Source organism: Neobacillus sp. BP17 (assembly GCF_059579525.1).
Map to the genome: position 1 here is coordinate 2,142,003 of NZ_CM184198.1, position 14,616 is coordinate 2,156,618.

Consider the following 14,616-nt stretch of genomic DNA (forward strand, 5'->3'; position numbering starts at 1 on the left):
GTATTTTGTACGAACTAAAGAAGCAGACCCCACTGGATCTGCTTCGTTTTATGATGGATTTGTTGACCATAATCCAGCTGTTTTAACGAATACTCTTGGATTAAATTTTAAACTAGCCACGACTAATTCTGCAAGGTCTTCTGGGTGCATCACGTTTTCTTCATTGCCTTTAACAAGATTTGTATCAATGGCTAAATCTGTAACGACCGTACTTGGTGTTAAAGCAGTAACACGGACATTATGTTTTCTTACTTCTAGCATAAGTGATTCTGTTAGCCCTAAAACAGCGAATTTAGAAGCACTGTAAGCACTTGTAACTGGAGCACCTTTTTGGCCAGCAGATGAAGAGATATTGATGATATCTCCTGATTTTCTTTCGATCATTCCTGGTAATACTGCTCTTGTTACATTATACACACCCATTAAATTGACTTGGATGATTTTTTCCCATTCTTCTGGTGTTAGATCAAGGAACCCACCAAATTTAGCAACACCAGCATTGTTGATTAGGATATCAATTGGGCCTAAGTCTGATTTGATATGTTCAACAGCATGGGTAACAGATTCAAGATCGGTCACATCTGCAGTTGCTGCAGAAACCTTTACATCAAATTGTGCTAGTTCAGCAGCTGCCTTTTCTAGATTAGCCATATTTAAGCCGATTAGGCCTAAATGAACGCCTTCTTTTGCTAAGGCGATAGCAGTAGCACGTCCAATGCCTCTACCTGCACCAGTTACTATTGCAGTTTTTCCATTTAAAGAAATCATTTTATCACTCCTAAAATTATTACAAATTGAAGTAGTTCATTCTAACAGAAAGACCGCAATTTTGCATGGAAACAGCTTTAGGTCTTTCCCTCGAGGAATAATATATTTATTCTAAGTTGGCGTGTCTACCGTACATTTTATTGGTATCCAAACCTTTTTTCTCCATGAACCGAAGAATCACAGCATCGTAAAATAGTAAAAGTGTTTGCTCAAATAATGAGCCCATTGGTTGAATCGTCTTAAAATCACTCTCCGACTGATCTTTAGGTGAGCCAGGCAACTTAATTGTGATATCCGCTAATTGTCCAATAGTGGACTCAGGGAAAATGGTTACAGCTGAAATCGTCCCACCGATGCTTTTTGCTTTCTCAGCCATGGAAACTAAACCTTTTGTTTCTCCTGAACCTGATCCAATGATTAAGATGTCATCTTTTTCAAAGTTAGGGGTTACTGTTTCGCCAATCACATAGGCATCTATCCCCATGTGCATCATTCGCATGGCGAATGATTTGGCCATAAATCCAGATCTACCTGCGCCTGCAACAAAGATTTTTTTTGATTCAAGAATCCCATTTACTAATTTTTCAGCTTCATCATCCGAAATTAAATCTACGGAGCGATTTAACTCTTTTATGATTTCAGCTAGGTATTGAGTTGTATTCATGATCTGAATTACCCTTGATTAATCATTTGTTGCATTTTGGCAGCAGCAGCTTTTTTATCAGCTTGTCCAGTTATCCCGCCACCTACAATGACAAGGTCTGGTTGTACTTTGATGACTTCTGGAAGTGTGTCTAATTTAATACCACCTGCGATTGCAGTTTTAGCATTTTTTACAACACTTTTAATAGTTTGTAAATCTTCAAATGAGTTCTTTCCAACAGCTTGTAGATCGTAGCCAGTGTGCACACAAATATAATCAACACCCATAGCGTCCACTTCTTTTGCACGTCCAGCAAGATCTTTTACAGCAATCATATCAACAAGGATTTTTTTACCTTGTTTTTTCGCTTCTTCAGCAGCACCTTTAATAGACATATCTTCAGCAGTACCAAGAATTGTGACGATATCTGCACCTGCTTCAGAAGCTTTCATTACTTCATAACCAGCTGCATCCATGATTTTTAGGTCTGCTAAAACTTTTAAATTAGGGAATGCTTCTTTTATTGCCTTTACTGCATGGAGACCTTCATTGATAACAACAGGTGTTCCGATTTCTACGATATCAATATGTTCCTCCACTTCTTTTACCAACTGAATTGCTTCTGGGATATTGACTAAATCTAATGCTAATTGTAATTCCATCTATATTCACTCCTATAATTTTTTTATTGTTGTACAGTGATAATGTTCCCAAAGGGTAATAATACTTTTACTGTAATATTATCCTTATAGGCATTATCTGTACCTGCCAGCAATAAGGGATATCATGCTCTCCCGCTTGACAACTGCAAGTATACAACGTATATAACAACAATAAAAGTACGCACTTTTTTTTTACATAGTGTTAAAAAGTATACTATGAAACAAACCGCTTATATAGTCTTACTATTTAACTTTAAAACAAAGTGTTGGCGGAACGAATTGAAGATTTAAAAGATCTACAAGAAGATTCACCTTATTTCTTTACTCTTAGGGATATAAAAAAAGAAAACGATCGATTTATTCTCGACTATTTGATGGAGGAAGAATACAAACCACTTATTAAAGCAAAAGAGTACTTAATAGGAATATATCATCATTTACCTTTAATCTAACTTAGTATTCTACTGGGTATTTTGGTATAAACGGAAAGATCCACCAAATTGGCATGTTTAATACTAAAACTCTTACGATATGGTTTACCTTTATCTAAAAATGCTTGAACTTGGCTTTCTCCTTTTGATACATCCAGACCAATCACTGGATTCATATTGATTTCTCCTCCTCCTAGAAATACATATTAGTCGGTATCCCCTATAGCTGCTTGTAATGTCATAGGTTCGCTTGTTAAACGGGATCATGGTCCCAACCAGCCTGAAACATGTTTATACAAGTAGGGGGTGAACAGTTTAGCTGACGGAATCGAGTTCCACGGGTGCGACGTTCTACCCCGACTACCGTAATAATAAGACCATAAACAAAAAGGTCAACCAGAAAATTCTGGCTAACCTTATATTACGAACGGGTGTATTACCGGTTGATTAACTTTTTACATGGTTGTGACGAACGTAGAAAGTTTACGTTCGTCACGATATTCTAGAAAAATCATATCATACGGCGTCATTTCTAACTAAGTTAGAGTACGTTAAATGTATAAGGAAGATGTTATCTTTTAGAAAGGGACGATGATGAAATGGTTACAGAAATCCAACTAAATGATACTAAAATTAAAATCACACAATATGATGAAAAAAAGATAGAAGGTAAAACTCAGATATCGTTAACTTTTTATGTTACAAGTGACGACTACCATGACATAGCAACGTTATTATACAAAGGAAGATTTGATGTAATCGTACTCGAGAGACATCTTGAGTTCCGCGGAACGATTCAAGAATATTCAACATCAATTACGAATCTATACGAAAAAGGGCAAATTGGTGAATATAAACTGACATTGAAAGAAGCGGAATAATAGAAAAGGGGATTTTCATCTTATGAAATTAAGCATTTTAGATCAGTCTCCCATCTCAACTAATCAAACGGCAAAAGAAGCATTACAGGAATCAATGAATCTCGCACGCATTGGGGAGACATTAGGATATTCACGTTATTGGATACATAGATAATGAAGAGGCTTCTCCGTTACCGCAAATTAGTCCTGATCTATGGATGTTAAGGCTAAATACTCCCTAGTGACCGATAGTGAACCAGTAACCTAACCATACCTAAATCATCATTTTTTTATTATTTCTAATTATTTGAGGAATTTCTAAGTAAGCGTTATTTCGTCTTGTTGATTTCATAGGTTTTAGTTAAAACTCTTTCGTAAATTATATTAGCAAGTTTTATGCAAATATTTATCTAGCATTTAAACCATTTTCACTAGATTAATAACTAAAATTTGTCGCAAAATAAAGTAATTAATGTAGCATTTTAAGACAAAAGTTGAATATTGCGAATTTGGAAAAAGTATTATTTACTACTTTTTAAAGTTTTATTTTATAAACATGCACGAAATTAAATTTATAAAAACAACATAATAATGATGTTCCTTTATGCATTTCGTTGTCTCAATTATCTAAAAAAATGGAAAGATCCTTTGAAATCTTTATCTGTGACAGTGTCGGTATCTATGGTATTTCAATAGTAAAGATCTTCAATTTTAAATTGGCACGTTAATTGCAAGTAATATACATGAGGTTAATGAAACAGGAAGGAGGTTTTTAAGTTGGATAGGAAAATTTTAATTATTACAGGGGACATGGCAGAGTCTCAAGAAGTTATGTACCCCTTACATCGGTTACAAGAGGAAGGATATACGGTTCATATTGCTGCACCAACAAAAAAGGTCATTCAAACTGTTGTTCATGATTTTGAACCAGGAATTGATACTTTTACAGAAAAACTTGGATACCGTGTAGAAGCGAATCTCGCTTTTAGCGAAGTTAATCCGAGTGAATATGAAGGCGCTGTCATTCCTGGTGGAAGAGCTCCTGAATATATTCGAAATGATAAATCTTTTAATGAAATTGTGAAACATTTTGTAGAGTCTAATAAACCATTAGCCTTCGAATGTCATGCAGCAATTGCTCTTATTCCGTTAGGCTATCTAAAAGGAAAACGATGTGCAGCATTTTGGTCTTTAGAGCCAGACTTAAAGGCTGCGGGAGCAACGTTTGTTGATGAAAAAGTGGTTGTAGATGGAAACTTTGTTACATCACGCGCATGGATTGATCATCCCGAATTTATAAAGGAATTTATAAAACTACTAAAATAACTGTAGTGAATTTTCTTAGAATTTAATTTTCGTAAAATAATACCGGGAGGAATTGAAATGTTTAAAACTGCTAATGGAGAAGAAATTTTTGTTATTGATGCACATATAGCCCTATGGGATGGAAGTCCAGAAAACCAATTAAATCGACATGGTGAAGAATTTATTAGTTGTTTTTATGACTACCATAAAGATCATACTCCTAAAGATCTTTTATGGCCTTATGAAAAGTTTAGAAAAATGAATCCTGTTGATTTAGTTAATGATGTTTTAGTAAAAGGCTACGCAGACATGGCTATTTTTCAACCCGTTTGGCTTAATGAATTTTATAAAAATGGATTCGGAGATTTTGAAGCCAATGACCGCTTAGCTAAACAGTATAAAAATCGTTTTATCTGTAACGGTACGCTTGATCCTCGACACGGTGAACTTGGCCTAGAAAAATTAGAAGAAAATATAGAAAAGTATGGTTGGCAAGGTATTAAACTTTATACCGCTGACTGGTATGGGCAATCAAAAGGTTATAAATTATCAGAACCTCGGACTAAGAGATATCTTGAGAAATGTATCGAACTAGGAATTAAAAATATTCATGTTCATAAAGGACCAACAGTTACTCCTTTAAATAGAGATGCTTTTGATGTTGCTGACGTAGACGATGCAGCTAGTTGTTATCCTGAATTAAATTTTATAGTAGAGCATTGCGGCCTTCCTAGATTAGAAGATTTTTGTTGGATCGCTACTCAGGAAAAAAATGTGTATGCCGGATTGGCTGTGGTTATGCCGTTCATTCACGATAGACCTCGATATTTTGCAGAAATCATAAGTGAGTTACTTTACTGGGTAGGTGAAGACAGAATTCTATTTGGTAGTGATTATGCGATTTGGGAACCAGGTTGGCTAATTGAGAAATTTATGGCCTTTGAATTACCTGATGATATTGCTCAAGAGACAGGAGCTAAGTTGGATCTAAATGTAAAGAAGAAAATTTTAGGCCAAAACGCGGCTGCCCTCTATAACATTGATATTGAAACACAGAAAGCACTATTACGTAAGGAAAAATTAGCTGTTCTATAATAGAAATCAGTTTAGGAAAGGAGAATTCCAATTGCGACATCACGAAATAGTTATGGAGAAACTTAATTTAGTATACGACCCTGAGCTTGACAAGTCTGTTGTAGAGATGAATTTCATAGATGAAGTGAATATTGAAGGAGATAATGTCAGTGTTTCAATGCGTCTTCCCACTTATTGGTGTTCTCCAAATTTCGCTTTTATAATGGCCGAAGACATCAGGGATCGAGTAATGGAAATTCCCTGGGTAAAAAACTTCAATTTTAATCTTAAAGATCATTCTGCTTCAGAGGCAATAAATAAAGGAGTGGCTGAAGGAAAATCATTCAGTGAAGTTTTTAGTGATATGGCATCAGGAGATTTAAATGAAGTGCGGAAAAAGTTCCAAATCAAATCGTATATTGCAAGACAAGAGAAGCTACTTCGTGACTTGATTAACTTTGGAATGGATAAGGAATTATTAAGCCTTACTATAAATGAACTAGAATCCCATTCTGCTATTCAAGATAGAGCAGTTTTAAATCGTTATTTAACCCTTAATAAAGATTTAGGATTAAGTAGTCATCCTAATGATTTAGCTTTTAAAAAGCATACAGGAGAAAGAATCGAACCGTTAGAACTTAAAGACTATCTATTAGAAGCTAGAAGAACACGTATGTCAATGGAGTTTAATGGTATCTATTGTCGTGGCCTACTGGATACACGTTATCAAACAAAATAATCAGAAAAAGGAGATGGAAATGAATGAAAGCAGCACGATTATATGAATATAACAAACCATTAGTTATTGAAGAGGTCCCCAATCCAGTGATAACCGACCCGACGGATGTCATTATTAAAGTTGCTGGCGCTGGGGTTTGTCATACCGATTTACATTTAATAGAAGGCGTATGGGCTGAAACCTTAGAAACTGAATTGCCTCATATTATTGGACATGAAAATGCTGGATGGGTTCATGAAGTGGGTTCCGCTGTTACTGATTTTAAAGTTGGAGATCCAGTAATTCTTCATCCTGTATCTAGTTGTGGAAAATGTTTGAGTTGTAGAGCTGGAGAAGATATGCATTGTGAAAAATTAAAATTTTCCGGACTTACCGTTGATGGAGGATATGCAGAATACCTAAAAACTTCTGAACGTGCACTAATTAAATTACCTGATATTGTGGATCCTGCGGATGTAGCTCCATTCGCAGATGCAGGCATTACAGCTTATCGTGCGGTTCGTAAAGCAGCACCATTAGCTATGCCTGGAACTAAAGTTGTGATGATCGGGATGGGCGGACTTGGACATATTGGTGTACAAATCATGCGCGAACTTGGAAACGCTGACATTATCACTGTTGATAGAGATGAAGCACGTTTAAATGCGACGTTGGAATTAGGAGCATCCAACGCAGTAAAAGCAGACCATAACATGATTCCAAACATAAAAACATTAACAGAAGACAAAGGACCCGATATCATTATAGACTTTGTGGGATCGGACCAAACCCATGCTGATAGTATGAAGATGCTTCGAAAGGGTGGGCATTATTTTGTGGTTGGTTATGGTGGAACTGTAAACGTCCCATCTTTAAATATTATAAATAATGAATATAGCATTGTTGGTAGCTTAGTTGGTAACTATAACGAATTGTACGAACTTATGGTACTGTTTGGTCGAGGTAAAGTAAAACTTCACTCTACTAAGTTTCCTTTTGATCAAGTGAACGAAGTTCTACAATTACTCCATGAAGGTAAAATAAATGGCCGAGCTATCTTAGTACCATAAAACTGAACATTTCTTGAGGACAGACGCTAGAAATTACGTCTGTCCTTAATTCTAAAAAGGTAGTTATTCACCGAAAAGTCTGCAGGATTATGTCAAGTTCTAAAAAATAAAGAATAGGAATTTTATCTGATGACAGCTGTAATCCTAGGATAGCCATAGGTCTAAACTGTCTACACAAAAGGAATAATATCACTTCTCTGAAATGACTTTGTGATTTTTTTATTTTATAAATTTATATAATTCACAACATTTTTCGTGTAAGTACTTTATGTAGTAAACGTAGTAACATTCCCTTGATTTTTAAGTTCATTAAGACGCGAGAGCTTTCGGTATATTGTACTTCGATGTATTCCTAGTCTTTTAGCAGCCTCTTTAACATTACCATTTACGTCATCAAGCACCTTTAATATTGTCTGTAGTTCCTGATCTTTTAAAAGTTGGATATTAGTTTTGGAATCATATTGTGGGGTTAAGAGAGATTGCCCATATTTAGTATTGTTATGATTTGAAGTATTATAGTCATGCTGTTTATTGTTTTTATGATCAATAATTTCTTTTGGAAGATCAGAAATAGTTATTGGATTATTATCTAGTACTTTCACAACCATTTTATAAACGAAATTTCGCAGTTCTCGAACATTCCCAGGCCATTCGTATTGTTCAAGGAATTGTAATGCTTCATTATCGATCTTAAGTTGGGGGCGTCCCATCTGCCTACAAACGTTTTTTAACAAATGGTCTAGTAGCAGAGGAATATCTTCCGATCTACCACGCAATGGTGGGATCTGTAGCGAAAGAATGTTCAGTCGATAATAAAGATCAAGACGAAATGTTCCCTCTTGTGAAGCTTTTTTTAAATCACGATTGGTAGCTGCAATAACTCTTACATTTAATTTTATAGGCTTCTTACCACCAAGGCGAACAATTTCTCCTTCTTCAAGAACTCGTAGTAAAATGGTTTGCAAATTTAACGGCATTTCCCCTATTTCATCTAGAAATATAGTTCCGCCTTCGGCCTGTTGGAATTTCCCTGATCTTCCTCCCTTTTGTCCTCCTGTAAAGGTTCCCTCTTCATAACCAAATAATTCACTCTCTGCAAGGTCTTTTTGAATTGCCCCACAGTTAACAGCAATAAAGGGTCCTGAAGAACGAGAACTAGCAGCATGAATAGATTGTGCGAATAATTCCTTTCCGGTTCCGCTTTCTCCTTCAATAAGTACCGGTAAATTTAGGTCTGCAATAGTACGAGCTTCTGAAATCACAGATTGAAAATCTTTAGATTCACCAATAAGATTTAAGAAAGAATATTTTACATTATTTTCAGAAATCTTCGCGGAAACCTTTGGTGAAATAGCCTGTACAACGGATCCGATTCGTTTATTCCTATAATAAAAAGGAACTAATTCGAACCACCAACCTTCACTTTTTTTCGACTGCCATCTTTGCTCATTTATTAAATTTAGATTTTCTAGATCAGTTATACAGTTGCTATTGTCCTCGACCCATCCATTTGCATAAAAAAGATGGTTAGCCTTTATTACTTGACCTGCACGATCAAGTATTGCTGTTACTCTATTTGGGTTTCTAATACTTGATTCAATATAATGGTCCAATAACTTATACCGTTCAAGTTCAAGTATATTAAGAAGTTTCCCTTCAATGGTCTGTGCTATTGAAATAGCAGTAGACAACGAGTGAGGATGTATCAGCCTCCATTCCCCTGTTAAATTAATTACTCCAATAAATTCATTTGTTGCAGGATCTCTAATAGGAGCGGCTGAACATGTCCAATTATGGACGGGTTCACAAAAATGCTCACTAGCAAAAACTTGCATAGGAGAACCTGTAGCGAGAGCAGTACCAATACCATTAGTTCCAATATTATTTTCTAACCATGAAGTTCCAACTGTAAAATTCATTCTTTCCGCTGCCCTTTTAAGCAACGAATCTCCTTCTAAATCAATAATTTCTCCATTATTATTGCAAAAAACCACTAGATGACCTGAGTCGATAGCTACTTCTTTTAATTCTGAAAATATAGGTTTTATAATGGAATAAAGAGGCATAGACGATTTATATTCTAAAATCTTTTCCTCTGTTAAAGTAAATGGGGCTATTCCTCTTATCGGATTGATACCATGTTCTAAGGAACGAATCCATGATTGCTGGGTTAGAGGTCTCACTTTTACATCCAATTCTTTTCCGGAAACAAAATTTTCCCAAACTTTTGAAAGCCTCACTTTTTCATCGGTTGGAGATTCGTTAACATTTAATGAAATAAATTGACTTTTCATTCTATATCACCTCTTTTAAAAATTAGGGATAGTGTATACGCTTACATTTTTTGTCATAAAGTGCGTTAAATAAGAAAAGAGGATTGTTTAGAAATATTCGTTTATTAGGACAATGTAAATTTTTAATGAAATCAGTCGACAATAATTATAAGCTAAAATTCAACAAAATTCAAAAAAATTTGAATTTATACAGCGACTTCAGCAGCATCCATCAAATTCAGCAGTGGGAGAAGAAATAAAAATAAGGATAGGAACATACCCGACAGTAAGAAATTTGCTCAGGATTGAGAATCAGCACAAAAGGCATTTATGGCAGTTGTTGCCGCGATAGCGTTAATGAAGGATCCTCTAAAACAACAACAGACCGGAGTAGCTTTGTTTGGACGAATGGGAAGATGTTAATCGGATGTTTTAGTGTACCTAAGAGCATGGAAAATTCCCGGCTACGCCAGGAATCGTGTCGCTCGCTATGCATTGCTCCTAATGACTAAAAGTGTGTTGGCGGCTTTTTAGGGGCATCGGACCCCTAAAAAGGCCGACTGCCTCCATGCTGACGCAAGGAGACAGTACGCTCTTTTTCTTCGAAGTCTTTCTTCGAAATCCTATTGAATAAAAATCGCTTTTCTTAATTGAAAAGCTCTGCATCGAGCCTCTCCTTTCAAACGATGCTGTTGGGAGTCTTGAAAAGGAAAATATACTTATAAAAATTATTGATAATGGGATAGGAATTAGTGAAGAATGCCTGGTTAGGTTACCTATTGCTTAAAAAATGAAAGGCAACGTAAATTTGATTTTACCTAATAAAGTTAGACAAATATTTTTATGCAACTTTTAAGACTTGAGTTCGGTATTCTAATGGACTCAGGTCTTTTAATTTTGCCTTCATTCGTTTGTGATTGTAATAGTAAATATAATCGTCTAATTCTTTCATATATTGGCTTTGGAAAAAGACGGAGGACGAAGAAACAAAGGAGAAAAAGACTTTTGCTAAACCCTTTTATTATTATCAAGTTTGGGAGATAAATAGACAGTGTATTGGCTTAGAGAGTAAAAAAAGATTGAAACTTTTGATCATGACATCATTTATGATATTGAATCAGGAATTAGAACGATTAAATGACGAACAGGCCGTTGAAATTTTTAAGGCATTGTCCAACCAGACTAGAATAAAAATACTTCAAATGCTAAAAGACCCTGATAATAATTTTTCAACACAAGCCCATATTGTAAAAGTGGAAGGATTTGAAGGTGGTGTTTGTGTAAGTGATATCCGCAGCAAAACCCGGATCTCACAGTCCACAACTTCCCAGTATTTATCGATTCTACTGCAGAGTGGGCTAGTCGAAATGAAACGAATTGGACAATGGACGTATTATCGGCGTAATAAGAAAACGATCAAACAGTTCGAAAAATACATCGGTATGAATATATAGCCCTTAAAAAAGGAGAAAGAAAGTCTATTAATTAACCCAGGTATTTATCCTCTATAAATCAAACATTAAGGAAGAAGATGAACGTATGTCTAACCATATAAAAAAACTAAATGAAATTCCGTTCTCGGTACTAGATCTTTCACCGATTGTGGCCGGAAGCACACCAGCTGATTCATTTCGCAATACAATGGAGTTAGCACAGCTTGCTGAAAAACTTGGGTATAACGCTATTGGCTCGCTGAACATCATAATATGCCGTTTATCGCCAGCTCTGCCACTTTTGTATTGATAGGACATGTCGCTGCAAGTACATCAAAAATCCGGGTAGGTTCAGGCGGGATCATGCTGCCGAATCATGCGCCACTCGTGATTGCTGAACAGTTTGGGACCCTTGAATCCTTATATCCTGGCCGAATTGACCTTGGTCTTGGCCGTGCGCCAGGTACAGATCAGCTTACTGCCCGTGCATTAAGACGTGATTTGAGAAGTACTGGAGATGACTTTCCAGAACAGTTAGCTGAACTCCGCGGTTACTTTGATCCTGACTTAGTACAAGGAAACAAATATGTTAAGGCTGTTCCAGTTGAAGGTTTGAATATTCCAATTTGGTTGTTAGGTTCAAGCGGATTTAGTGCCCAGCTGGCCGGAGGACTTGGTCTGCATTCGCATTTGCCGGCCATTTCTCACCACATAACACGCTGCCTGCTCTAAACTTATATCGACGTTCATTTAAACCTTCTAAAGTACTGGACAAGCCGTATGCAATGGTCGGGTTAAACGTGATTGCAGCAGAAACGGATAAAGAAGCACAGCTTCTTGCAACTACTCTCCAACAGCAGTTTTTGAATTTAATGCGTGGTAAGGATGTGCCGTTCCAACCACCAGTTGATAACATTCATGAAATGGCAAGCAACTATGAAATAGAGGCTCTTCAAAATTCATTAGGTTTATCTATTGTGGGCAGCCCTAAAACAGTGAAAGAAAAGCTTCAGAACTTTATAGAGGAAAGCGGGGCTGATGAAATTATGGCGATTGCCCAGGTGTATGATCACTAAGCCCGCCTTCGTTCTCATGAAATTTTGGCAGATATTACAAAAGGGGAATAATGGTAAATGGCTTGGAGGAAACTCCAAGCCATTTTTTGTGACTATTAAACCGATTGAGTTGTTTGATCCTGTGAAGCAGAAGTTTTTAAATCTGTTCGATCTAAGAAGAAGGAAGCTAAGGTTCCTCCAACCAATCCCCAAAAAGGTGCCCCGATATGAAAGAGAGAAATTCCAGAAATCGTAATCAAAAATGAAAATAAAGCACCTGTTTTAAAACGCCCTGAAAAGCTCGTCTTCAAAGAGTCAATCAGGACATTAATCATGGCCAGCCCCCCCAGCATTTTAATTAATGAGGAGGGAATCAAATGGGGAACGGCTGCTGCCATTGGTGCAAAAACAGCTAATAAACATGACAAAATTCCTAATACGATTGCAGCGGCATAACGATTTTCTTTCAATCCAGATTCCTTACTTGCTAATAAGGCAGTCATTGGACCGGCAATACAAGCAGAATGGCCGCCCATAAATCCATTAAGAATCGATCCAATCCCGCTCCAACTCGTCATAGAATTAATGGGCGGGAGATAATTCGCACTCTCCAGAACAGCAATTCCTTGAGCATTTTGTATTGCGATGACCGTAAGCACTAACGGAATAACCAGTTCTCCCATCACAGATAGATTAAAGGAAGGAAAGACCACGTGCGGTACCGCCAAAGAAAATGATACACCATGAACTTGAATTCCTGGTAATACTTTTAATAAAACAATAGATGTGAGAATAGCCCCAACAATGGGAGGGAATTTTTTTGACAGCTTGCCGAAAAAAGAAATAACAAGAAATACTAGAAAAGGAATTCCATTTAACAAGGGATTGTCGAGAACAGAACGAAACATATCTGTACCAAAGGGAAGAAGGACGCCGGAAACCATTCCCATCATGACTGGCATAGGTAGGACCTTCATTAATTTATGGATCATTCCAGATATTCCTAAAAGAAAAATGACGATGCCTGTAACGAGATAGGCACCAACTACCTGGCTAAATGTGTAATGAGATAAGGATGCTCCGACAAGAATTGCACCAGGAATTGAAAAAGCATATCCAATCGGCTGGCGGTAATAAAAGGAGAGACCAATCGATAGCAATCCCCCAATTCCATAAATAGCAAAGATCCAGGATGTAATCGCTGAATCAGATAGGTGGCCTTTCGAAGCAGCTTGTAAAACAATCAGTAATGGTCCAGTTGCGCCGAATAGCCAGGCCACAAAACCATTTGAAATATTTCCAATCGATAATAATCGGGGAAATTCAACAATATTCTTCTTCCACAAAGTACTCACTCCTAAAATAAGCTACAGTATAGTATAATATATTAAAACTGATAAAATGTATATAATAATATACGAAAATATGGAGGACCTAATGATGGGATTAGAAGATGAACAAGCAAGAAAATTAATTCAACAAATGGGCGGGCTGCTTCGGAAAATTAGAAGCGAACAAAAATTGAGCCTCGAGGAGCTTGCCGAAAAAACAGGTGTTAGCAAGCTCACGTTAGGAAAGATTGAAAGGGGAGAAACGAATCCTACATTAGGAGTTGTATGGAAAATTACAGAAGGGTTATCGATCCCTTTAACAAGAATTTTAGTAATGGACGATCATGTCGATCTTTCGAGATGTGGAGAGGGCTTTATGATTTATGGGCCAGACCAAACATGGAGAGTAGAGACAGTTTTTCGGAATACAGATGGACCAACAATGGAAATATATCGAGCATTTCTTGGACTGCAAGCCATGTACTCGCCGGAGCCGCATCATAAAGGAGCAATGGAATTTGTGACGGTAATGAGGGGAAATATCAGCTTTAAAGTCGAGGAGAGGGTATACCAACTCAAACAGTTTGATTCCATTAAGTTTGAAGCTGCGAGCAAACATCTTTATAAGAATATCGGTGATGAAGAGGCCGTGTTACATGTAGTGGTGAGATATCCTTCTTAACACTTCAAAGATTAAAATTTCCATAAAAACCCAAGTAAGCAACCTCACTTGGGCATGTAATTTCAATCCTTTGGAAGAGATGGAACATTTTTAGGCCTATAAGTAATGACATCAGAAGAATAATCATTAACAATCAATTTGTCCTCTAGTGTTTTCGCCTGAATGAGGATAGGCTGGTTGTAATTATTTTTAAAAATTAAATCAGGCCCATTCCAGCTCACTTGGGCATCTCGTCCAGGAGGAACGTATGAACCTTCCCTGCTGTGTGAGGAGCGTTGAATCACATTTATTCCCGACTCGCTTCGCAAAGC

15 protein-coding genes and 2 pseudogenes are annotated in these 14,616 nt (G+C 36.7%); 9 read left to right on the forward strand and 8 right to left on the reverse strand.

Annotated elements, in window-relative coordinates:
* Positions 1-48 precede the first annotated feature (48 nt).
* The 4 genes from AC4QJR_RS10255 to AC4QJR_RS10270 all read right to left on the reverse strand — a co-directional run bounded on the left by AC4QJR_RS10255 (position 49) and on the right by AC4QJR_RS10270 (position 2,680).
* Positions 49-768 (reverse strand): 3-ketoacyl-ACP reductase, encoded by a 720-nt coding sequence (locus tag AC4QJR_RS10255; RefSeq protein ID WP_496526091.1) that lies wholly within the window; start codon positions 766-768, stop codon positions 49-51.
* Positions 769-874: 106 nt separating this feature from the next.
* Positions 875-1,432: a 6-phospho-3-hexuloisomerase gene (gene hxlB, locus AC4QJR_RS10260; RefSeq protein ID WP_496526092.1), complete on the reverse strand. Its 558-nt coding sequence runs from the start codon at positions 1,430-1,432 to the stop codon at positions 875-877.
* A gap of 8 nt (positions 1,433-1,440) precedes the next feature.
* A complete protein-coding gene (hxlA, locus tag AC4QJR_RS10265; protein ID WP_098575177.1) occupies positions 1,441-2,073 on the reverse strand; it encodes a 3-hexulose-6-phosphate synthase in 633 nt (210 codons plus the stop codon).
* Positions 2,074-2,521: 448 nt separating this feature from the next.
* The gene (locus AC4QJR_RS10270; RefSeq protein ID WP_180230166.1) at positions 2,522-2,680 is read right to left on the reverse strand and encodes a hypothetical protein; all 159 of its coding nucleotides are present in this window, start codon (positions 2,678-2,680) and stop codon (positions 2,522-2,524) included.
* A 423-nt stretch (positions 2,681-3,103) separates the two neighbouring features.
* Here AC4QJR_RS10270 and AC4QJR_RS10275 point away from each other — a divergent pair, with 423 nt between their 5' ends.
* The 6 genes and pseudogenes from AC4QJR_RS10275 (at position 3,104) to AC4QJR_RS10300 (ending at position 7,531) form a co-directional block, all read left to right on the forward strand.
* Positions 3,104-3,385 carry a DUF3219 family protein gene (locus tag AC4QJR_RS10275; RefSeq protein ID WP_251455883.1) on the forward strand — a complete coding sequence of 94 codons (282 nt, stop codon included), beginning with the start codon at positions 3,104-3,106 and terminating at the stop codon, positions 3,383-3,385.
* Positions 3,386-3,407: 22 nt separating this feature from the next.
* Positions 3,408-3,530: pseudogene (locus AC4QJR_RS10280) on the forward strand (LLM class flavin-dependent oxidoreductase); the annotation flags it as partial.
* A 611-nt stretch (positions 3,531-4,141) separates the two neighbouring features.
* Positions 4,142-4,690, forward strand: a complete 549-nt coding sequence (locus AC4QJR_RS10285; protein WP_098575179.1) for a DJ-1/PfpI family protein — start codon at positions 4,142-4,144, stop codon at positions 4,688-4,690.
* A 57-nt stretch (positions 4,691-4,747) separates the two neighbouring features.
* Complete coding sequence (locus AC4QJR_RS10290) at positions 4,748-5,764, forward strand: amidohydrolase family protein (protein ID WP_098575180.1); 1,017 nt, start codon at positions 4,748-4,750, stop codon at positions 5,762-5,764.
* 31 nt (positions 5,765-5,795) lie between these two features.
* On the forward strand, positions 5,796-6,482 hold the full coding sequence (locus tag AC4QJR_RS10295; RefSeq protein ID WP_257148553.1) for an iron-sulfur cluster assembly protein: 687 nt from the start codon (positions 5,796-5,798) through the stop codon (positions 6,480-6,482).
* 23 nt (positions 6,483-6,505) lie between these two features.
* Positions 6,506-7,531 carry an NAD(P)-dependent alcohol dehydrogenase gene (locus AC4QJR_RS10300; RefSeq protein ID WP_375376179.1) on the forward strand — a complete coding sequence of 342 codons (1,026 nt, stop codon included), beginning with the start codon at positions 6,506-6,508 and terminating at the stop codon, positions 7,529-7,531.
* 266 nt (positions 7,532-7,797) lie between these two features.
* Here the strand turns inward: AC4QJR_RS10300 and AC4QJR_RS10305 are convergent, their stop codons facing one another.
* Together AC4QJR_RS10305 and AC4QJR_RS10310 are read right to left on the reverse strand one after the other, a co-directional pair.
* Positions 7,798-9,825, reverse strand: a complete 2,028-nt coding sequence (locus AC4QJR_RS10305; protein WP_496526093.1) for a sigma-54-dependent Fis family transcriptional regulator — start codon at positions 9,823-9,825, stop codon at positions 7,798-7,800.
* Between the two features lie 820 nt (positions 9,826-10,645).
* On the reverse strand, positions 10,646-10,756 hold the full coding sequence (locus AC4QJR_RS10310; RefSeq protein WP_396953629.1) for an IS3 family transposase: 111 nt from the start codon (positions 10,754-10,756) through the stop codon (positions 10,646-10,648).
* A gap of 127 nt (positions 10,757-10,883) precedes the next feature.
* On the opposite strand from AC4QJR_RS10310, the gene AC4QJR_RS10315 reads away from it, so the two are divergent.
* Positions 10,884-11,258, forward strand: a complete 375-nt coding sequence (locus tag AC4QJR_RS10315; protein ID WP_496526094.1) for an ArsR/SmtB family transcription factor — start codon at positions 10,884-10,886, stop codon at positions 11,256-11,258.
* A gap of 85 nt (positions 11,259-11,343) precedes the next feature.
* Positions 11,344-12,313 (forward strand): annotated as a pseudogene (locus tag AC4QJR_RS10320) (LLM class flavin-dependent oxidoreductase).
* Between the two features lie 95 nt (positions 12,314-12,408).
* On the opposite strand, the gene AC4QJR_RS10325 reads toward AC4QJR_RS10320, so the two are convergent.
* The gene (locus tag AC4QJR_RS10325; protein WP_251455856.1) at positions 12,409-13,638 is read right to left on the reverse strand and encodes a benzoate/H(+) symporter BenE family transporter; all 1,230 of its coding nucleotides are present in this window, start codon (positions 13,636-13,638) and stop codon (positions 12,409-12,411) included.
* A gap of 91 nt (positions 13,639-13,729) precedes the next feature.
* Here AC4QJR_RS10325 and AC4QJR_RS10330 point away from each other — a divergent pair, with 91 nt between their 5' ends.
* On the forward strand, positions 13,730-14,305 hold the full coding sequence (locus AC4QJR_RS10330; protein ID WP_496526095.1) for a helix-turn-helix domain-containing protein: 576 nt from the start codon (positions 13,730-13,732) through the stop codon (positions 14,303-14,305).
* Between the two features lie 62 nt (positions 14,306-14,367).
* On the opposite strand, the gene AC4QJR_RS10335 is transcribed toward AC4QJR_RS10330, so the two are convergent.
* Positions 14,368-14,613 carry a VanW family protein gene (locus AC4QJR_RS10335; protein WP_285850867.1) on the reverse strand — a complete coding sequence of 82 codons (246 nt, stop codon included), beginning with the start codon at positions 14,611-14,613 and terminating at the stop codon, positions 14,368-14,370.
* Between the last annotated feature and the right edge of the window lie 3 nt (positions 14,614-14,616).

Coding starts and splice junctions, on each gene's coding strand:
- AC4QJR_RS10305 (WP_496526093.1), bottom strand. CDS start 9,825: ATGAAAAGTCAATTTATTTCATTAAATGTTAACGAATCTCCAACCGAT.
- AC4QJR_RS10290 (WP_098575180.1), top strand. CDS start 4,748: ATGTTTAAAACTGCTAATGGAGAAGAAATTTTTGTTATTGATGCACAT.
- AC4QJR_RS10300 (WP_375376179.1), top strand. CDS start 6,506: ATGAAAGCAGCACGATTATATGAATATAACAAACCATTAGTTATTGAA.
- hxlA (WP_098575177.1), bottom strand. CDS start 2,073: ATGGAATTACAATTAGCATTAGATTTAGTCAATATCCCAGAAGCAATT.
- AC4QJR_RS10330 (WP_496526095.1), top strand. CDS start 13,730: ATGATGGGATTAGAAGATGAACAAGCAAGAAAATTAATTCAACAAATG.
- AC4QJR_RS10255 (WP_496526091.1), bottom strand. CDS start 768: ATGATTTCTTTAAATGGAAAAACTGCAATAGTAACTGGTGCAGGTAGA.
- AC4QJR_RS10270 (WP_180230166.1), bottom strand. CDS start 2,680: ATGAATCCAGTGATTGGTCTGGATGTATCAAAAGGAGAAAGCCAAGTT.
- AC4QJR_RS10275 (WP_251455883.1), top strand. CDS start 3,104: ATGGTTACAGAAATCCAACTAAATGATACTAAAATTAAAATCACACAA.
- AC4QJR_RS10310 (WP_396953629.1), bottom strand. CDS start 10,756: ATGAAAGAATTAGACGATTATATTTACTATTACAATCACAAACGAATG.
- hxlB (WP_496526092.1), bottom strand. CDS start 1,432: ATGAATACAACTCAATACCTAGCTGAAATCATAAAAGAGTTAAATCGC.